This window comes from Ferrovibrio sp., from assembly GCF_025869515.1.
Taxonomy (GTDB): domain Bacteria; phylum Pseudomonadota; class Alphaproteobacteria; order Ferrovibrionales; family Ferrovibrionaceae; genus Ferrovibrio.
The window spans coordinates 20,927-38,548 of record NZ_JAOZVR010000106.1; the positions used below are offsets into that span (position 1 = coordinate 20,927).

At 65.3% G+C, this 17,622-nt stretch carries 17 protein-coding genes and 1 riboswitch; of the genes, 12 read left to right on the plus strand and 5 right to left on the minus strand.

All coding sequences use genetic code 11. The features are described 5' to 3' along the window. The first annotated feature begins 32 nt into the window (after window positions 1–32). The 8 genes from OJJ21_RS18640 (at window position 33) to OJJ21_RS18675 (ending at window position 9,455) form a co-directional block, all read left to right on the plus strand. Window positions 33–686 carry a FliH/SctL family protein gene (locus OJJ21_RS18640; RefSeq protein WP_297688624.1) on the plus strand — a complete coding sequence of 218 codons (654 nt, stop codon included), beginning with the start codon at window positions 33–35 and terminating at the stop codon, window positions 684–686. Window positions 687–708: 22 nt separating this feature from the next. Then, window positions 709–1,044 (plus strand): flagellar motor switch protein FliN, encoded by a 336-nt coding sequence (fliN, locus tag OJJ21_RS18645; protein ID WP_297688627.1) that lies wholly within the window; start codon window positions 709–711, stop codon window positions 1,042–1,044. Between the two features lie 39 nt (window positions 1,045–1,083). After that, window positions 1,084–2,460, plus strand: coding sequence for a sigma-54 dependent transcriptional regulator (locus OJJ21_RS18650; protein ID WP_297688629.1), 1,377 nt, complete (start codon window positions 1,084–1,086; stop codon window positions 2,458–2,460). A 92-nt stretch (window positions 2,461–2,552) separates the two neighbouring features. Continuing rightward, window positions 2,553–4,616, plus strand: a complete 2,064-nt coding sequence (gene flhA, locus OJJ21_RS18655) for a flagellar biosynthesis protein FlhA (RefSeq protein ID WP_297688660.1) — start codon at window positions 2,553–2,555, stop codon at window positions 4,614–4,616. Window positions 4,617–4,630: 14 nt separating this feature from the next. Beyond that, window positions 4,631–5,704: an AAA family ATPase gene (locus OJJ21_RS18660; RefSeq protein ID WP_297688631.1), complete on the plus strand. Its 1,074-nt coding sequence runs from the start codon at window positions 4,631–4,633 to the stop codon at window positions 5,702–5,704. Further along, window positions 5,701–6,534 (plus strand): MinD/ParA family protein, encoded by an 834-nt coding sequence (locus tag OJJ21_RS18665; RefSeq protein ID WP_297688634.1) that lies wholly within the window; start codon window positions 5,701–5,703, stop codon window positions 6,532–6,534. The genes OJJ21_RS18660 and OJJ21_RS18665 overlap by 4 nt, the downstream gene beginning before the upstream one ends. Before the next feature lie 26 nt (window positions 6,535–6,560). Beyond that, a complete protein-coding gene (locus tag OJJ21_RS18670) occupies window positions 6,561–8,450 on the plus strand; it encodes a hypothetical protein (RefSeq protein ID WP_297688637.1) in 1,890 nt (629 codons plus the stop codon). A 78-nt stretch (window positions 8,451–8,528) separates the two neighbouring features. Next, complete coding sequence (locus tag OJJ21_RS18675) at window positions 8,529–9,455, plus strand: DMT family transporter (protein WP_297688639.1); 927 nt, start codon at window positions 8,529–8,531, stop codon at window positions 9,453–9,455. An 18-nt stretch (window positions 9,456–9,473) separates the two neighbouring features. Here OJJ21_RS18675 and OJJ21_RS18680 read toward each other — a convergent pair whose 3' ends face one another. Together OJJ21_RS18680 and fliI are read right to left on the minus strand one after the other, a co-directional pair. Continuing rightward, window positions 9,474–9,911 carry a hypothetical protein gene (locus tag OJJ21_RS18680; protein WP_297688641.1) on the minus strand — a complete coding sequence of 146 codons (438 nt, stop codon included), beginning with the start codon at window positions 9,909–9,911 and terminating at the stop codon, window positions 9,474–9,476. A gap of 13 nt (window positions 9,912–9,924) precedes the next feature. Continuing rightward, window positions 9,925–11,241: a flagellar protein export ATPase FliI gene (gene fliI, locus OJJ21_RS18685; RefSeq protein ID WP_297688643.1), complete on the minus strand. Its 1,317-nt coding sequence runs from the start codon at window positions 11,239–11,241 to the stop codon at window positions 9,925–9,927. A gap of 285 nt (window positions 11,242–11,526) precedes the next feature. Between fliI and ctrA the strand changes: the two genes are divergently transcribed. Further along, complete coding sequence (gene ctrA, locus OJJ21_RS18690; RefSeq protein WP_297688645.1) at window positions 11,527–12,246, plus strand: response regulator transcription factor CtrA; 720 nt, start codon at window positions 11,527–11,529, stop codon at window positions 12,244–12,246. Window positions 12,247–12,326: 80 nt separating this feature from the next. Then, window positions 12,327–12,752, plus strand: a complete 426-nt coding sequence (locus tag OJJ21_RS18695; RefSeq protein ID WP_366093331.1) for an EamA family transporter — start codon at window positions 12,327–12,329, stop codon at window positions 12,750–12,752. A gap of 43 nt (window positions 12,753–12,795) precedes the next feature. Here OJJ21_RS18695 and OJJ21_RS18700 read toward each other — a convergent pair whose 3' ends face one another. From OJJ21_RS18700 to OJJ21_RS18710, 3 genes are all read right to left on the minus strand, one after another. Beyond that, on the minus strand, window positions 12,796–13,512 hold the full coding sequence (locus tag OJJ21_RS18700; RefSeq protein ID WP_297688649.1) for a DUF4198 domain-containing protein: 717 nt from the start codon (window positions 13,510–13,512) through the stop codon (window positions 12,796–12,798). A 32-nt stretch (window positions 13,513–13,544) separates the two neighbouring features. Then, complete coding sequence (locus OJJ21_RS18705; RefSeq protein ID WP_297688651.1) at window positions 13,545–15,677, minus strand: TonB-dependent siderophore receptor; 2,133 nt, start codon at window positions 15,675–15,677, stop codon at window positions 13,545–13,547. A gap of 207 nt (window positions 15,678–15,884) precedes the next feature. Continuing rightward, window positions 15,885–16,100, minus strand: a riboswitch (cobalamin riboswitch). 17 nt (window positions 16,101–16,117) lie between these two features. Continuing rightward, the gene (locus tag OJJ21_RS18710) at window positions 16,118–16,738 is read right to left on the minus strand and encodes a histidine phosphotransferase family protein (protein ID WP_297688654.1); all 621 of its coding nucleotides are present in this window, start codon (window positions 16,736–16,738) and stop codon (window positions 16,118–16,120) included. A 100-nt stretch (window positions 16,739–16,838) separates the two neighbouring features. Between OJJ21_RS18710 and OJJ21_RS18715 the strand changes: the two genes are divergently transcribed. Both OJJ21_RS18715 and OJJ21_RS18720 read left to right on the plus strand, forming a co-directional pair. After that, window positions 16,839–17,018: a DUF3553 domain-containing protein gene (locus tag OJJ21_RS18715; RefSeq protein ID WP_297688656.1), complete on the plus strand. Its 180-nt coding sequence runs from the start codon at window positions 16,839–16,841 to the stop codon at window positions 17,016–17,018. A gap of 7 nt (window positions 17,019–17,025) precedes the next feature. Then, on the plus strand, window positions 17,026–17,622 hold a 597-nt coding region (locus OJJ21_RS18720; protein ID WP_297688658.1), incomplete at its 3' end, for a 3'(2'),5'-bisphosphate nucleotidase CysQ.

Genomic DNA, 17,622 nt, shown 5'->3' on the forward strand with positions numbered 1-17,622 from the left:
CACCGGTACTGAGAGAAGCGGCGTAAATCCCGATGGCAAGCAAGGCCAAATTCCTGTTCGACATGCCCTTCGACGGCAGCCGCCCGAAGGTGGAGCGCAATTACGCGCCCAAGGCGCCGCCGCCGAAATTCTCCGCCGAGGAAATCGATCAGGCCAAGGCCGCGGCCTTTGCCGAGGGTGAAATCGCCGGCCGCAATGCCGCCCATGGCGAGCATCAGCGCAATCTGGAACAGGCGCTGCACAATATTGCCATGCAGCTGGCCGGCATTGCCGCCGGCGAGCAGCAGGCCCAGATCGCCGCCCGCACCGAGGCAACGGAACTGGCAGTGGCGATTGCCCGCAAGCTGGCCGGCCGGCTGATCGAACGTCAGCCGCTGGACCAGGTCGAAGCCCTGGTGCTGCGCTGCATGGACGATATGCGCGAAGAACCGCGCCTGGTGATCCGTGCCAACGAAGCCGTGGTGCAGCAGCTCGATGCCAAGATCGATCAGCTGGTGGCGCAATCCGGCTTCGGCGGCAAGGTCGCCCTGATTCCGGATGAAACCATGGCGCCGACCGACTGTCGTATCAACTGGGCCGATGGTTCGGCCGAGCGGCGCCAGACGGCGCTGGAGCATGAAGTCGATCAGGCCGTCGAACGGTATCTGGCCGGTCTGCAGTCGCAGCTGGCGGAGCCCGGCGAATAGCCGCGGCGAGGAGTGAACGAGTATGGCGGATAGCGACGATCTTGAACTGAAGGATCTTGGCCAGGGCCAGGATATGATGGATGAGGAAGATCCCAATGCGGCCCGCACGGCGGCGGATCTGCAGGCGGTTTTCGACATTCCGGTGCATGTCTCTGCCGTGCTGGGCAAGGCCAATATGCAGGTCAGCCAGCTGCTCAAGCTGGGGCGCGGCGCCGTGGTCGAGCTCGACCGCAAGGTCGGCGAGGCGATCGATATCTATGTGAACAACCGGCTGGTGGCGCGTGGCGAAGTGGTGGTGGTGGAAGACCGCCTCGGCGTGACCATGACGGAAATCATCAAGGGTGGCCGCGGTGGGTAATCGCGGCGCGGCATATAGAGCGGGAAGCTGGGGCGGATTATGCGGCTGATCATCTTTGGAACGCTTAACGGGCAGATCGGCGCGGCAACGCGCATCGCGCTGCAACGCGGCGCCAAGGTCATCCAGGTCGAGGATATCGAGCAGGGCCTCAATACGCTGCGCTCGGGGCGCGGCGCCGACCTGGCGATGATCGATGTCAGCCTCGATGTCAAACTCCTGGTCGACAGCCTGAAGGCTGAACGCATCAATCTGCCGGTGGTGGCCTGCGGCATCGGCAACGATGCACGCGCCGCCGTTGCCGCCATCCGTGCCGGCGCCAAGGAATATCTGCCGCTGCCGCCGGAAGCCGACCTGATCGCCGCCGTGCTGGAAGCGGTGGCGGAAGACAGCCACCAGATGCTGTTCCGTGATCCGGCCATGGGCCAGGTGGTCAGGCTGGCCGAGCAGATCGCGCCGAGCGGCGCCTCGATCATGATCACCGGCGAGAGCGGCACCGGCAAGGAAGTGATGGCACGCTTCATCCATATCAAGTCGCCGCGCGCCGACCGTCCTTTCGTGTCGGTCAACTGCGCCGCCATTCCGGATACGCTCCTGGAATCCGAATTGTTCGGTCATGAAAAAGGCGCCTTCACCGGTGCGGTGGCGCGCCGGCTCGGCAAGTTCGAGGAAGCCAACGGCGGCACACTGCTGCTCGATGAAATCAGCGAGATGGATGTGCGCCTGCAGGCCAAGCTGCTGCGCGCCATCCAGGAACGCGAGATCGACCGCATCGGCGGCAGTAAGCCGGTCAAGATCGATATCCGCGTCATCGCCACCTCGAACCGCAACCTGGTCGAGGAAGTCGCCAAGGGCACGTTCCGCGAGGATCTGCTGTTCCGCCTCAATGTGGTGAACCTGAAGCTGCCGCCGCTGCGCCAGCGGCCGGCCGATATCGAATTACTGTCGCAGCATTTCGTCAAGAAATACGCCGAAGCCAATGGCGTGCCGGAGCGCCCGCTCTCGCCGGCGACCATCGAGGCGCTGCGCATGGCGCCCTGGCGCGGCAATGTGCGCGAGCTGGAAAACACCATGCACCGCGCCGTGCTGCTGGCGCTGGGGTCGCAGATCGAGCTGCCCGATATCCGCCTGCCCGACGGTTCGGCGCTGTCCGACACGATCGGCCGCGGTGCCGGCGCGCCGGCCGATGCGGCCGGCGGCGAAAACGGCGGCGCATCGCCCAATCTGGTCGGACGTACCGTGGCCGATGTCGAGCGCGATCTGATCATCGACACGCTGAAGCATTGCCTGGGCAACCGCACCCATGCGGCAACCATCCTGGGCATTTCGATCCGCACCTTGCGCAACAAGCTGAAACAGTATTCCGACGAAGGCCTTGCGGTTCCGGCGGCCAACGAGGGCACGCGCGTCACGGCTTGATTGCCATGCGGCGCGCGGGTTGAGGAGAAACGGGTATGGCGGAGAACGTGCCGGCTGAAGCTTCAGCCGCCCCAGGGGGCGGTGGCGGCGGCATGTTCGGCCGGCTGGGCAATATCGGCCAGCATGGCGATATCCTGCTCGCCATCGGCATCATGGCCATCCTGTCGGTGCTCATCCTGCCGATGCCGACCTGGCTGCTCGACGTGGCGCTCGCGCTGTCGATCACCGTGTCGGTTCTGGTGATGATGACCTGCCTGTTCGTGCAGCGACCGCTCGAATTCTCCAGCTTCCCGACCGTGCTGCTGATCTCCACGATGCTGCGGCTGTCGCTGAACCTGGCCTCGACGCGCCTGATTCTCGGGCACGGTCACGAAGGCACCGATGCCGCCGGCCATGTGATCGAGGCTTTCGGCCAGTTCGTCATGGGCGGCAACCTGGTCATCGGCATCATCGTGTTCGCCATCCTGGTGATCGTGAACTTCGTTGTCATCACCAAGGGTTCCGGTCGCATCGCCGAGGTTTCAGCCCGTTTCACTCTCGACGCGATGCCGGGCAAGCAGATGGCGATCGACGCCGATCTCTCCGCCGGTCTGATCGACGAGGCCACCGCGCGCACCCGCCGCAAGGAACTGGAAGACGAGTCTGGCTTCTTCGGTTCGATGGACGGTGCCTCGAAATTCGTGCGTGGTGATGCCGTTGCCGGCCTGCTGATCACCTTCATCAACCTGATCGGCGGCATCCTGATCGGCGTGATCCAGAACGGGCTGAGCTTCAGCCAGGCGCTCAATACCTATTCGATCCTGTCGGTTGGTGATGGCCTGGTGGCGCAGATTCCGGCCCTGATCATCTCGGTCGCTGCCGGTATCATGGTGTCCAAGGGCGGTGTCACCGGCACCACCGACAAGGCGCTGTCGCGTCAGCTGTCGTCGGTCAAGGGGCTCGGCATGTCGGCGGTGCTCTCGGCCTGCTTCGCGCTGATCCCGGGCATGCCTTTCCTGCCCTTTATCATCCTGGCCGCGGTCACCGGCGGTCTGGCCTATCTCTCCTGGGAACAGGAGAAAAAGGCCGTCGCGGCCGCTTTCGTGCCGCCGCCGGCGCCGCCGGCCGCCATCAGTCCGCTGGACGAGCCAGTCACCAATGCGCTGGTGATGGACGATCTGCGGCTGGAACTCGGTTTCAGCCTGCTGCCGCTGATCAACGACGCGCGCGGCTATCGACTGACCGACCAGATCAAGGCGCTGCGCCGCCAGATCGCCATCGACATGGGCTTCATCATGCCCAGCGTGCGCATCCTCGATAATATGCAGCTGCCCGGCACCACCTATGTGATCCGCGTCAAGGAAGTGGAAGCGGCGCGCGGCGAGGTGAAACCGAACCTGCTGCTGGTGATGGATCCGCGCGGCGAGCGCATTGCACTGGCCGGCGAGGAGACCATCGAGCCGACCTTCGGCCTGCCGGCCATGTGGGTCGACGAGAGCATGCGCGACGAGGCGATGTTCCGCGGCTATACCGTGGTCGATCCCGGCACGGTCATCACCACGCATCTGACCGAAGTGGTGAAGGACAATATGTCCGACCTGCTCAGCTTCGCCGAGACGCAGAAGCTGGTCGACGAACTGAAGAAGACCAACGAGAAGCTGGTCAGCGAAGTGATCCCGACGCGCACCAATGTCAACGGCGTGCAGCGCGTGATGCAGAACCTGCTGAGCGAGCGCATCTCGATCCGCGATTTCGCCACCATCCTGGAAGCGATCGCCGAGGCCAGCGGATATACGCAGTCGATCACCCAGATCACCGAGCATGTGCGCTCGCGCCTGGCGCGCCAGATCTCGAATGCCAATGTCAGCCCGGACGGCTATATCCCGCTGGTGACCCTGTCGCCGCAATGGGAGCAGAATTTCGCCGAGGCGCTGGTCGGCCAGGGTGAGGACCGCCAGCTCAGCATGCAGCCGTCGAGGCTGCAGGAATTCATCACCCAGGTGCGCCAGACTTTCGAGCGGCTGGCTGCCGAGGGCCATATGCCGGTGCTGCTGACCAGCCCGACGGCACGGCCCTATGTGCGGTCGATCATCGAACGCTTCCGCCCGGCCACCGTGGTGATGTCGCAGCAGGAAATCCATCCGAAGGCCAAGCTTCGGACGATTGCGCAGATCTGATGATGGGCTGAAGCATGCGGCTCAAAACCTTCCAGGCACAGACAATGACCGAGGCGATGGACCTCGTGCGCCAGAGCCTGGGCGACGAGGCGATCATTGTCTCGACCTTCACGCATCGCAACGGCGCCGGCGTCGAGATCACCGCCGCCATCGAGCAGCAGACCGAGGATGATTTTGTCACGCCGGAGGCCCAGGCCCTGCGCTATGGCCAGGGCAATGGCCGGCTGTTCGTGCCGGATGAGGATTTCGCGCCGCAGGACGAACAGCAGATTGCCGAACTGATTCTGGGTGCGCTGAGCTGGCATGGCGTGCCGGGCCGCGTGGCCGAACGCCTGACCCAGGCGGCCCTGCGCGTCGGCCTCGACGATGCGGTCGGCGCCCTGGCCGAAGCGCTCGACGAAACCTATCGCTTTCCGGGTTTGAGCACCGACAACCGGCCGCTGATCCTGATTGGTCCGCCAGGCAGCGGCAAGACCGTGGTGGCCGCCAAGCTTGCCGCCCGTTGCGTGATGGAACGCCGGCCGGTGCAGGTGATCTCCACCGATGTCAGCCGCGCTGCCGCTGGCGAACAGCTTGCCGCACTCTGCCGTGTGATGAGCGCGCCGTTCATCGAGTCCGGCGATGCCCGCGACCTGCGCCAGGCCGTCGAGGCGGTGCCCGACACCCATAAGCTGGTGATCGATACCGCCGGCATCAACCTGCATGACGCTGCCGAACGCAAGGCGCTGAAGGCGCTGATCCAGGCCAGCGGCGCCGAACCGGTGGCCGTGCTGGCCGCCGGCACCGATGCGATGGAAAGCGGCGAACTGGCCGCGCAGGCCGTGTCGCTGGGTGCCCGGCGCTATGTCGGTACCCGGCTCGATGCGGCCCGCCGGCTGGGTGCGCTGGTCGCCGCCGCCGATCTCGGCGGTCTCGCCTTTGCCGATGTCAGCGCCAGTGCCTTCATCGGCAAGGGCTTCGAACGCTGCGACGCGCTCACCCTGGCCCATCGCCTGCTTGCCGATCCCGATGCCCGCAGCTCGGTCGACCCCGAGTCCGATATGCAGTACTTTGCCCCGAAACCCGCTGCCCTGAAGGCCGCCGAATGACCGTGATGACCATGACGCCGACTCCGCCGTCCTCTCCCGCTCGCCCGGCCCGCCATCCAGCCGCGGCGGTACGGCAATCCAATGTGATTGCCATCGCCTCCGGCAAGGGCGGTGTGGGAAAAACCTGGCTCTCGGTGACGCTGGCGCATACCTTCGCGCGTCAGGGCCAGCGCGTGCTGCTGTTCGATGGCGATATCGGCCTCGCCAATGTGGATATCCAGCTCGGTCTGATGCCGGACCGCGATCTGGGCAGTGTGATCGCCGGCCGCTTCAGTCTCGCCGATGCGATCATGCCCTCGGAAGCCGGCTTCGACATCATTGCCGGCAAGTCGGGCTCGGCCTCGCTCGCCACGCTGGACCAGACGGCGATGGCGACGATCCGCGACGAGCTGATGCAGCTGGCGAAAAGCTACGACCGCGTCATCATCGACCTGGGCGCCGGTGTCGATGCCGTGGTGCGCACCTTCTCGGCCGCCGCCGGCATCACCCTGGTGGTGACCAACGACGAGCCGACCGCGCTGACCGACGCTTATGCCTATATCAAGCTGGCGCGCATGGCCGATCGCAATGCCGATGTGCGCGTGGTGATCAATATCGCGCCGACCACCCGCGAGGGCGAGCGCACCTATGCCAAGCTCAACAAGGCAGCCGAGAATTTCCTCAAATATTCTCCGCCGCTGGCCGGCGTAATCCGCCGCGACGACAAGGTGCGCGATGCCATCCGCAACCAGGTGCCGCTGCTGACCCGCCACCCGATGTGCGAGGCGGCCGAGGATGTCGAGGCGCTGATGAACACGCTGCTGCGCGCGCCCGTCGCGATGCAGCCCTGATCATGACCTGAGGGGCGGAGTCTCGCGTGAGCGATCTCGGCCCCCTTGTGCCCGCCGCGTCGGTTGCCACCGGCACGCCGGCCGCGCCGGCGACCGCACCGGGTCAACCGTCCGCTGCTGTGCCGCCGTCTGCGGGTCAGACTGTGCCGCCGGCGCAGACGGCATCTCCGCCGCCGTCGCCGACCACTGTCCTGCAGTCGGATGCGACCGCGCTCGCCGCCAGCGCCAGCGAACTGGCCAAAGGCGGCCAGATCGCCGCCCAGGTCGTGGCGCGCGACAACCTGGCCCTGCTGGTGCGCACGGCCGCTGGCAATACGCTGGCGCTCACCAATCTCGCCCAGGCCTTCGAGCAGGCCAATATTGCCGTGCTGAATGCGGCGATCAAACTGCAGCTCAATCCCGCCAATCCGCAGCAGGCCACGGTGATCAGTGCCAATGGCACGACGCTGCAGCCGCCGCTGACCGCGCTGGCGCAGCCGCCGACCGCGGCGCAGCTGGCGCTGGCCGTATCGCCGCCGCAGCCGGCCGGCAATGCCGCCGCGCCGGTGCTGCCGCAGGTCGGTCAGACGCTGACCGCCGTGGTGGTGACGCCACCGGCCGGCAATACAGGTGCGCCGGTTCTGCCGCCGGGCAGCCAGCTGCAGGTGGTGGTGCAGAGTGTGACTCTGCCGGCTGCCGCGCCCGCAGCCTCCGCCGTGCCGGGGGCGGCAGTGCCATCGCCAACACCCGCAGCGCCAGTTCCCGCAACGCCGCCAGTCCCTGCGGCGCCGGTTCCCGCGACGCCAGTCGCCACGCTCCCGCTGCCGGCAACGCCGGCGCAGCCAGTGACACCGCAGAGTCCCGGGGCGGCTCCGCCGGCGCTGCCATCCGCCACCGCCATTCTCGCGCAGGCGCAGGCACAGCAGGCACCATCCGTCGTGCCGGCGCCGCAAATACCGGCCGCACCGCAGGCACCGGTGCCGCCGGCCATTTTGCAGGCGGCAACAGGCACCGCGTCTTCCGCAGTGCCGCTGTCCGCGTTGCCCGCCGGCAACCTGCTGGCGCCGGGTTCCGCCGGCCAGATCGTCACCGGTATTGTCTCCGGCCAGGGTCAGGCCGGGCAGGTGCTGGTATCCACGCCGCAGGGCGTGCTGTCGCTGAATCTGCCGCAGGCTTTACCGCCCGGCACGCAGCTGGCGCTTGAACTTGCCGCCATCACGCGGCCGCCGACGCCGACACCCACCGCGCTCGGTCCGGCGCCTTTGGCCGGCGTGCTGAACCGGCTGCAGGACGGCTGGCCGGTGCTGCAGCAGACATTGGATGCGGTGCGGGCCGCCGATCCCGCGCTGGCGCAGCGCCTGCAGGCGGAATTGCTGCCGCAGCCCAATGCGCGGCTGGCGGCCACGGCATTGCAGTTCATGGCGGCGGCGGCGGCCGGCAGCGCCCAGGCCTGGCTCGGCTCCGAAGCCGTGCGCAGGCTGGAGCAGAGTGGCCGCGGCGATCTGCTGCGCAAGCTGGATGACGATTTCCGCGAACTCGGCCGGCTCAACCAGCGCCAGGGTGACAACGACTGGCAGGCCCTGGTGATGCCGATGATGGTCGGCGGCAAGGTCGAGGCGATTCAGATCTTCATGCGCCGGCGCAAGGATCCGAAGCGGCAGCAGAAACAGACGCGCTTCATCATCGATTTCAACCTGGAAAGCACCGGCCCGATCCAGTTCGACGGTTTCGTCGGCACCAAGCAGCTCGACCTGATCCTGCGCAGCGAAACCGCATTCGGCCCGGCCTTCCGCCTCGATGTCAGTGCGATTTTCGAAGAGGCACTGGCGGTCACCGGCATGGTCGGTTCGCTGCGCTTCCATGATCGCGAAAAGCCGCTGGCCTGGCCGAGTCCGGAGCTGGACAGCCGCGGTCCCAGTACCGAAATCAAGGCCTGACGGCATGAACGCAAGATGCGGATAGCGCGGCCGGCGGCGCGCGGCTAGGACCGTGCGGATGTTTGCAGGAGAACGGGAATGAATGCGGGCCGCATGACGGCGCAGGTCTGGCTGCTGCTGTTCGCCCTGTCAGTGCTGTGGGGCGGATCGTTTTTTTTCGTCGGTGTTGCCGTCCCGGCATTGCCGCCCCTGACCATCGTCGCCGCGCGCGTGGTGCTGGCCGCGCTGGTGCTGCTGCTGATCCTGCATGCCATGGGTATTGCCCTGCCGCGACGGCGGGATCTGTGGCTGGCCTTTTTCGGCATGGGCCTGCTCAACAATGTCATTCCCTTCACCCTGATCGTCTGGGGCCAGGGCCAGATTCCCAGCGGGTTGGCCTCGATCCTGAATGCCACCACGCCAATTTCCACCGCGCTCGTGGCGCATGCCTTCACCACGGATGAGAAGCTGACGCCGAACCGCATCCTCGGCGTGCTGCTGGGCGTTGCCGGCGTGGCGGTGATGCTGGGGACCGATCTGCTGGATCTGCGGCTGGCCGACACCCTGCTGGCGCAGGGCGCCTGCCTGCTCGCCACACTGTCCTATGCCTGTGCCGGTGTCTTCGGTCGCCGCTTTCGCCGCATGGATGTGCCGCCGCTGGTGACCGCCGGCGGGCAGCTTGTGGCGTCCAGCGTGATCTTACTGCCGCTCGCGCTGCTGACCGACCGGCCCTGGATCCTGCCGTTACCCGGCTGGCCGGTGCTGGCCGCACTGGCGGCACTGGCCGTGCTGTCCACCGCGCTGGCCTATGTGATCTTCTTCCGGGTGATGGCGGCGGCCGGCAGCAACGTCAACCTGGTCACGCTGCTGGTGCCGGTCAGCGCCATCCTGCTCGGCGTGCTGGTGCTGGGGGAAACCCTGCTGCCGCGCCATCTGTTCGGCTTCGGCATCGTCGCGCTCGGTCTGGCCGCCATCGACGGGCGGCTGCTGGCCCTCTTCAGGAAGAAGCCGGTTTATCCCGGCTGACCGCCTGAAGCGGATTGCTTACTCCGGCGGATTGCCCGGCTGTTCCTGGCGGCGGCGGAAGCCCTGCAGGCCGGCTTCGTCCATCTCGTCCTGCTCGCGTTTTTCCTGCTTCAGGCGTTCGCGGCGTTCCCAGTTTTCGAGCACCAGTTCGTATTTCTTCAGCTCGCGGAAGGCGGCGTTGACCTCTTCCTGCGCGGCGGCGATACGGTCGATGGTCTCGTCGCGCGCCACCTCGGCATTGGCATGGCGTTCGCGGTTCATCCGGCGGTAATTGGTGAAACCGAAGCCGGCGGTATAATTCTGTGTCGCCACCTTGCGCTCGTGTTCCAGTTCCGCGTCCAGGCCGGCCATCTGGCGCTCGATGCCGGCGCGCAGGATTTCCAGGTCGACGACGATGCGGCGGCGCTCGTCAAGGCGCCATTTCCACAGCCGGATCAGTCCGTCGACGCCGCGCATGCTTCAGTTGCCTTTATACGCCCTGCAGAAAGATTTCCGCCAGCCGCTCATAGCCCGACGACAGGTCGGCGCGTTCGCTTTTCTGCTGCTTGAGGAAGGTTTCCAGCAGCGGCTGGTAGCGGATCGCCTCATCCACCTTCGGGTCCGAGCCGGTGCGGTAGGCGCCGAGCCGGATCAGTTCGGCCATGTCGTCATAGGTGGCCATCAGCTGGCGCGCGCGAGTCACCAGCGTATTCTCGTCTTCTGTGTTGCAGCCCGGCATGGTGCGGGAAATGGAACGAAGAATATTGATGGCCGGATAACGCCCGCGTTCGGCAATGCCGCGTTCCATCACGATATGGCCATCCAGAATACCGCGCGTGGCATCGGCGATCGGCTCGTTATGGTCGTCGCCATCGACCAGCACCGTGAAGAGTCCGGTGATGCTGCCGTCGCTGGTGCCCGGTCCGGCACGTTCCAGCAGGCGCGGCAGTTCGGCGAAGGTGGTTGGCGGATAACCCTTGGTGGTCGGCGGCTCGCCACCCGACAGGCCGATCTCGCGCTGTGCCATGGCAAAGCGGGTGACCGAATCCATCAGGCAAAGAACCTGCTGGCCCTGGTCGCGGAAGTATTCCGCCACCGCCAGCGTCATATAGGCAGCCTGGCGGCGCACCAGCGCCGGCTCGTCCGAGGTCGCGACCACGATCACGGTGCGGGCCAGGCCGGTCGGGCCCAGATCGTCCTCGATGAATTCCTGCACCTCGCGGCCGCGTTCGCCGATCAGCCCGACCACGTTCACATCGGCCTCGGTATAGCGCGCCATCATCGACAGCAGCACGGACTTGCCGACGCCCGAGCCGGCGAAGATGCCCATGCGCTGGCCGCGGCAGCAGGAGATGAAGGTGTTGATCGAGCGCACGCCCAGGTCGATCTTGGCGCCGACGCGCTTGCGCGAATTGGCCGGCGGCGGATTGGCGCGCAGCGGATAGGGCCGGGTGCCGTTGGTCAGCGGCGGGCCACCATCCAGCGGACGGCCGAGACCGTCGATCACGCGGCCGCGCCAGCTCTGGTCGGGATAGACCACCGGCTGGTCCTCGCCGACCACGGCGCGGCAGCCCAGGCCGACACCTTCCAGCGAGCCATAGGGCATCAGCAGGGCGCGGTTCTGGCGGAAACCGACCACTTCGCATTCGACATTGCGGTGGTCGCGGGCCTGCAGATGGACACGGGAGCCGATGGAAAGGTGCCGTTCGACCCCGGCGACCTCGACCAGAAGGCCCTGGATGGAGGTCACCCGGCCGGTGAAACTCACATCCTTGATGCGGTCGAGATCCATCATCAGGCTATGCATGGGGCCTCAAGCGGGTTAACGGAAAAATACCCTACAGGTCAAAGCCTTAACCGCCGGTAAACCCTCCTGCCCGGGCGCGGACAGGGGCGGGTTTTGCGGATCAGGATAGCATGGATATCGGGCTGGACCCCGCCCGTATAAAGGGCCGCGTTAAAGAATGCGTTAACTTCATTTGTTAACAATGGTAAACTGAACCGAATCGGGCGGAAAAACGCCAAACCATGATTCGGCTCGGATCGCAGTTCGGCTCGGATCACGGCTCGAAATCAAAGCGTGGGGTGCACCATGCGCGTGCTGCTGATCGAAGATGACGCCACCATGGCCAAGAGCATCGAACTGATGCTCGGCGCCGAGGGCTTTAACGTATACCGGACCGAATACGGCGAAGAGGGCCTCGACCTCGGCAAGCTGTATGACTACGACATTATCGTGCTCGACCTGAACCTGCCCGACATGCACGGCTATGACGTGCTGAAGAAGTTGCGCGCGGCCAAGGTGAATACGCCGATCCTGATTCTCTCGGGCATGGGCGAAGCCGACAAGAAGGTGAAGGGTCTCGGCTTTGGCGCCGACGACTACATCACCAAGCCCTTCAACAAGGACGAGCTGATCGCGCGGATCAATGCCATCGTGCGTCGCGCCAAGGGCCATTCCCAGTCGGTGATCCAGACCGGCAAGCTGACCGTCAACCTCGATGCCAAGTCGGTCGAGGTGGAAGGCGGTCGCCTGCATCTGACCGGCAAGGAATATGCGATGCTGGAGCTGCTGTCGCTCCGCAAGGGCACCACGCTGACCAAGGAGATGTTCCTCAACCATCTCTATGGCGGCATGGACGAACCCGAACTGAAGATCATCGACGTCTTCATCTGCAAGCTGCGCAAGAAGATCGCTTCGGCCACCGAGGGCGACAACTATATCGAGACCGTCTGGGGCCGCGGCTATGTGCTGCGCGACCAGGTCGAACCGGTGGCTGCCGGGGCCAAGCGGGCGGCCGGCGGGCATTAAGACAGCCAGATACCGATTGCGGAAAAGCCGGCGCCTCACGCCGGCTTTTTTTTATGATGGGGGCATCGATGAAAGCACTGCTGTCTTCCTGGCAGGTCTGGGCCCTGTTCTCGGCGGTTTTCGCGGCGCTGACAGCCATTTTCGCGAAGGTCGGCATCGAGCAGATCGGTTCGGATTTCGCCACCTTCATCCGCACCTGCGTGATCCTGGTGGTCGTGGCCGGCATCCTGTTCGCCAGCGGCCAGTGGCAGCCGCTCGCCAGCGTCTCAAGCCGCGCCTGGATATTTCTCGTGCTGTCAGGACTTGCGACCGGCGCATCCTGGCTGTGCTATTTCCGCGCGCTGAAGCTCGGCGATGCCGCCCGCGTCGCGCCGGTGGACAAGCTCAGCGTCGTGTTTGTTGCGGTGTTCGGCGCGCTGCTGCTGGGTGAAAGCCTCAGCCTGCTCAACTGGCTCGGCGTGCTGCTGATTGCCGGTGGTGCCGTGTTGGTGGCCCTGAAAATATGAAAAAAGGCGGCGGATCGCTCCGCCGCCTTGATCATGTCGTCGCTTACGGCTTCACCTTGAAGACCAGCGATGCATTGTAGAAGCTGCCTTCCACCGTGCTGCCGGCATCCTTGGCGAAATGGCTGACTTCGATGCCGGCGAACACGCGCTTGGGCACAGTCACGGTGGCCTTGCCATCCTTGTCGGTTTTAAGTTTTTCCGCCTTCACGTCGTGACCGAGGAAGATGTCGCCGACCAGTCCGGCATCGGCCAGCGGCTGGCCCTTGAGCAGAACCAGCACTGTGAGTTTGTCGCCCGCCTTCAGCGTCGCCGGATCGGCCTGCGGCACGATTTCGAGATCGAGGCCGAGCGGCCTGGCAAAGCTGGCCACCGGCGCCAGATAGGTTTTTGGCATCTTGATGGACGGACCAGCAACGGTGGGATTGTTCACGGTGCCCTTCGGGCCGTTGCTCCATTTGCCGTCCTGGCCCTTGGCCCAATACTTATTGTCGAAATAGGCCGCTACCAATGCCGCATTGCCGGCCGGTTTGACGGCTGCGCTCTTGTCCATGCGATCGACTTCGGCGGCGACTGCTTTGCCGTCCTTATCGTAGGCCCAGGCCTTTGTCACGCGCGCGGGATCGTAGCTGTCGAGTTCGCCCGGATCACCGTTGTTGATCATCAGGCGGCCGCTCTTGTCGGGCTCGATCCAGACCGAATGGGCGGCGGCAGAACCGGCGAGCAGCAGCAGGCCGAGAGCATATGCGAGAGTGCGTTTCATCGTGGTCTTCCTTTTGTTACGAGGCATGAGAATCAGAAGGTGACGCTGAGTGCGGCGATGGCGCTGAGCGGGGTGCCGGGCACGACACGCAAGGGACCGAAGCCGCGTTCGTAATATTCGGTGTCGAACAGGTTGTAGATGTTGAGCGAGACTTTCGCGGTCTCGGTCAGCTTGTAGAACCCGAGCAGATCCACCTTGGCAAAGCCGGGCAGAGTGAAATTATCGCCGCTGCCGCTGCCTGAACGGGCATCCATCGCCGTGACGCCGCCGCCGAAACCCAGGCCCTTCATCGGCCCGCTGTGGAATTCATAGACATTCCACAGGGCCAGACTATGGCGCGGGATATTCTGCAGCGACGCGCCGGCCGGAATCGTGCTGTCCTTGGTCACTTCCGCATCGATGAAGGCATAGCCGGTGATGATGCGCCATTCCGGCGTGAGGCTGCCGGCGATATTGATATCCAGGCCGCGGCTCTGCACTTCGCCAGTCTGGATCTGCCGGCTGCTGTCGGCCGGATCGGTCGTCAGTACATTCTGCTTGGTGATGTGAAACAGGGCTGCCGTCACGCTCAGGCGCCGGTCCAGCAGGTCGGCCTTGATGCCGGCTTCGTAACCCAGTCCGGTTTCCGGCTCGAATGGTTTGCCGTCTGCCGTCGTCGAGAAGCCGGTGTTGGAATCCATCACCGGACGGAAGGATTTCGCCACGCTGCCATACAGGGCGACATCAGGTGTCACCTTGTAGGTCAGGCCGGCGCGCGGGCTGTAGCCCTCGCGCGATTGCGGCGCCGACCTGCGACTCACGCGCTCCTCGAAATCCTGCTCCAGCCAGTCGGCGCGCAGGCCGAGCTGCAGCTGCCAGCGTTCGCTCAGTTCGATCTGGTCCTGCAGATAGATCGCATAGGTATCCGAAACATCCAGCAGGTCGGTGAGGATCGCTGGCGTGACGCTGCTCTGGCCATAGACCGGGTTGTAGATGTTGATCGTGCCGGGAACGTTGGCACGATAGAAATGCTCGCTGGCGCGGGCACGTTCGTATTCCAGGCCGGCCAGCAGAGTATGCTTCACGCTGCCGGTCTCGATATGACCCAGCGCTTCCAGTTGCGCGGTATGGCTGTTCCAGTTGTAATCGCGCAGGCTGCGGCGACGCGACAACTCGCCCGTCGTGCTGTTGAGCGAGCTCGGTTCGGTGGCAAAGCCATACATCGAACCGGTTTTCGACAGCAGGCCGGCGCGCAAGGTCCAGTCGTCGCTGACGTCGCGCTCCAGTCTGGCTGAGGCCTGGTAGTTGTCGTTGCGGATGCGGCCGTCGCCCGGTTCGCCCAGGAAGCGCGTGATCGGGACAAGGCCGAGCTTGCCGTTCACCGCCACCACGCCGCGGTCGAAGGTGCGCTCGTCTTCCAGCGCTTCTGCCTCGAGGGTCAGGCGTGTTTCACCGTTCGGCTGCCAGCTCAGCACCGGCGAGAAGAATTGCCGGTCGGATGAAACGTGATCGCGGAAGCTGTCGCGGCTTTCGATCGCGAGGTTGGCGCGGCCGAGCAGGCTCTTGTCGTCGCTCAGCACGAAATTGCTGTCCAGCGTGCCGCGGAACAGGTCGTAGCTGCCGGTCATGCCCTGCACGGTGGTGCTGTTTTCCGTGAAGGGCTTTTTGGTCACGATATTGACGAAACCGCCGGGATCGCCGCGGCCGTAGAGCGAGGCCGAAGGCCCGAGCAGCACATCCACCTGTTCGGTATTGGCGGCATCGGCGGTGCCGTCGTAGCGGCGATTGGCGGGAAAGCCGTTCTTGGCCGAATTCACCGTCTTCAGCCCGCGCAGGTTCATCTCATAGAGATTGAGCCCGCCGAAATTGTTGCCCTTGGCAACGCCGCCGACATAGTCGAGCGCCGATTCCACGGTGGTGCCGCCAACATCCTCCAGCACCTGTTTGCCGACCGGGATCGCGGTCTGCGGCACGTCGATCAGCGGCGTGTCTGTCTTGGTGGCGCTGCTGCTGCGCGGCACCCGATAAGCCTCGCCGGTGTCGCTATTGGCCGGCGCGGTGCCTTGGATGGTGAGGGCCGGCAGGACGGCCGGCTGGCTGTTCTGCGCAGTGGCCTCACCCCCCGTTACGGCAAGCAGGGTCATGGCCATGGGCAGCGCCTTGCGGCCCAGTGTGTTCAGAAACATTGGTTTTCCCCCAGATCGAGTGCAGATCGTTATTTTATAACGTTATAATATAACAGTTCGCAAGACATGGAGGAGGCGAGCGCAGAAGGAGGTTTGGGAATGGCATGTCAGACGGCCTCGTTGTGGCACGTCACTCGCGCGCAGGGTCGCCATGCCCGTCGGGAGCGGACAAAGACTTCCATTGAGACACCCCGCCCAATGTGCGCGCGCGTGACCACGGCTGACGGCAGGTCTCCTGGCTCGCGGGTCGCGGTGTTCGCCGCCTTCCCAGTGCCGTGCGGCACCAGTGGCTGGTTGACGAAAACTCGCCGCTTACAGTTGCGGGGGCAGCGCCGGCATAGGATGACCCTGCTGAGTCAGCATGGGCATCCGCACCGGCTTCCCTGTTCGGCCCCGAAGGGCACCGTCGCAGAAGATGATAGTCAGTCGCAGCTGCGCCGTCAAACGCCCATCGCCGCGAAGCTGAGTGTCACGCTGCTTTCATGCGGCTCGGCCTGCAGTCGGTAACCGGCGCTTTCGGCCAGCCGGCGGGTATAGCGCGCGATCGCGGCCTGCGGTTCGGGCGGCATCGCGGCATCGCCCAGGCCCTGAGCCATGGCTTCCTGCCAGCGCAGTGTGGTGCCTTCGGCGCGGATATGCCAGCCGTCGCGGGCTTTGATCAGGCTCAGGCTGCCGCCGCGCGGCAGGGCCCCTGCTGCCAGCGACAGGCCGAGCAGCAAGGCCTTGCCCAGCGACTTGGGCATGGACTCATCCGAGCCCGGCAGCAGCAGGCTCAGCTTGCCGCCATCGAAATAGGCCCTGGCGACGCGGGCCAGTTCGCCATAGGCCATCGGTTCGGCGGTGCTGCCCGAGGCGCCGAGGGCGAGCCGGAAAAAGCTCAGGCGCCGCGCCGCATCGCTGGCCGACTGCGCGATCAGGCCGATGGCTTCCTCGCGCATCGTGGCATCGGTTTCCTCGGCCAGCAGCTCGACGCCGTTGTTGACCGCTCCGATGCTGCCGGCGAGGTCATGGCATAGCCGCGAACAGATCAGGGCGACTAGGTCGAGGTCGTCGGTGGCCATTGCAGTCCATGCTCCGTGATTCCGCCAGCCTGCGGGTGGCAGGACGGCGATGCCCTGTCTAGAATGTCCGCAGCAGGCAGGCAACCGCAAGCGAGAGAGCATGCTGGCACCGTTCGTTCCGGGCGACTGGGTGGAAAACCCGCTGCAGCCCGATTGGGGCCCGGGCCAGGTGCAATCGGCGATCGGCGCGCGCGTCACGGTCAATTTCCTGCATGCCGGCAAGCGCCTGATCAATACCGATCAGGTCGTGCTCAGGCCGGCGAAGCCTCCCGAAGACTGAAGCTCTTATGACCATCCCCTACGATCATGCGACCCTGGCCGATGCTCTGCTGCCACTGGCCCAGGAGGCCGGTGCCGCCATCATGGCGATCTATGCCACGCCTTTCGTCAGCCGTTCCAAGGACGACCGCAGCCCGGTCACCGATGCCGACGATGCCGCCGAGCTGATCATCCTGGCCGGCCTGCGCCGCCTGACGCCGGATATTCCCATCGTGGCCGAGGAACTGGCAGCGCGCGGCGAGGCGCCGCAGGTGGGGGGCGGCCCGTTCTGGCTGGTCGATCCGCTGGATGGCACGCGTGAATTCATCGAGCGCAACGGGGAATTCACCGTCAACATCGCGCTGATTGAACAGGGTCGGCCGGTGCTCGGTATCGTGCTGGCGCCGGCGCAGGAGATCGCCTGGCTTGGCAGCAGCAAGGGTGCGCGCCGCTTCGATCGCCTCAGCGGTGCCGCCGGCCGGCCGATTGCGGCGCGACCGGTGCCCAAGGTGGCGCCGATGGTGCTGGTCAGCCGCAACCACCGCGAACCGGCGGTCGATACCTGGCTCAAACAGCAGATGGCGCCGGAAACCCGCACGGTCGGCTCGTCGCTGAAATTCTGCCAG

What these genes read in the sequence shown, in the direction of transcription:
- OJJ21_RS18665 (WP_297688634.1), top strand. Translation starts at nt 5,701, where the DNA reads ATGACCGTGATGACCATGACGCCGACTCCGCCGTCCTCTCCCGCTCGC.
- OJJ21_RS18660 (WP_297688631.1), top strand. Translation starts at nt 4,631, where the DNA reads ATGCGGCTCAAAACCTTCCAGGCACAGACAATGACCGAGGCGATGGAC.
- OJJ21_RS18710 (WP_297688654.1), bottom strand. Translation starts at nt 16,738, where the DNA reads ATGGCCACCGACGACCTCGACCTAGTCGCCCTGATCTGTTCGCGGCTA.
- OJJ21_RS18640 (WP_297688624.1), top strand. Translation starts at nt 33, where the DNA reads ATGGCAAGCAAGGCCAAATTCCTGTTCGACATGCCCTTCGACGGCAGC.
- flhA (WP_297688660.1), top strand. Translation starts at nt 2,553, where the DNA reads ATGTTCGGCCGGCTGGGCAATATCGGCCAGCATGGCGATATCCTGCTC.
- OJJ21_RS18675 (WP_297688639.1), top strand. Translation starts at nt 8,529, where the DNA reads ATGAATGCGGGCCGCATGACGGCGCAGGTCTGGCTGCTGCTGTTCGCC.
- fliI (WP_297688643.1), bottom strand. Translation starts at nt 11,241, where the DNA reads ATGCATAGCCTGATGATGGATCTCGACCGCATCAAGGATGTGAGTTTC.
- OJJ21_RS18700 (WP_297688649.1), bottom strand. Translation starts at nt 13,512, where the DNA reads ATGAAACGCACTCTCGCATATGCTCTCGGCCTGCTGCTGCTCGCCGGT.
- OJJ21_RS18705 (WP_297688651.1), bottom strand. Translation starts at nt 15,677, where the DNA reads ATGTTTCTGAACACACTGGGCCGCAAGGCGCTGCCCATGGCCATGACC.
- ctrA (WP_297688645.1), top strand. Translation starts at nt 11,527, where the DNA reads ATGCGCGTGCTGCTGATCGAAGATGACGCCACCATGGCCAAGAGCATC.
- OJJ21_RS18680 (WP_297688641.1), bottom strand. Translation starts at nt 9,911, where the DNA reads ATGCGCGGCGTCGACGGACTGATCCGGCTGTGGAAATGGCGCCTTGAC.
- OJJ21_RS18650 (WP_297688629.1), top strand. Translation starts at nt 1,084, where the DNA reads ATGCGGCTGATCATCTTTGGAACGCTTAACGGGCAGATCGGCGCGGCA.
- fliN (WP_297688627.1), top strand. Translation starts at nt 709, where the DNA reads ATGGCGGATAGCGACGATCTTGAACTGAAGGATCTTGGCCAGGGCCAG.
- OJJ21_RS18715 (WP_297688656.1), top strand. Translation starts at nt 16,839, where the DNA reads ATGCTGGCACCGTTCGTTCCGGGCGACTGGGTGGAAAACCCGCTGCAG.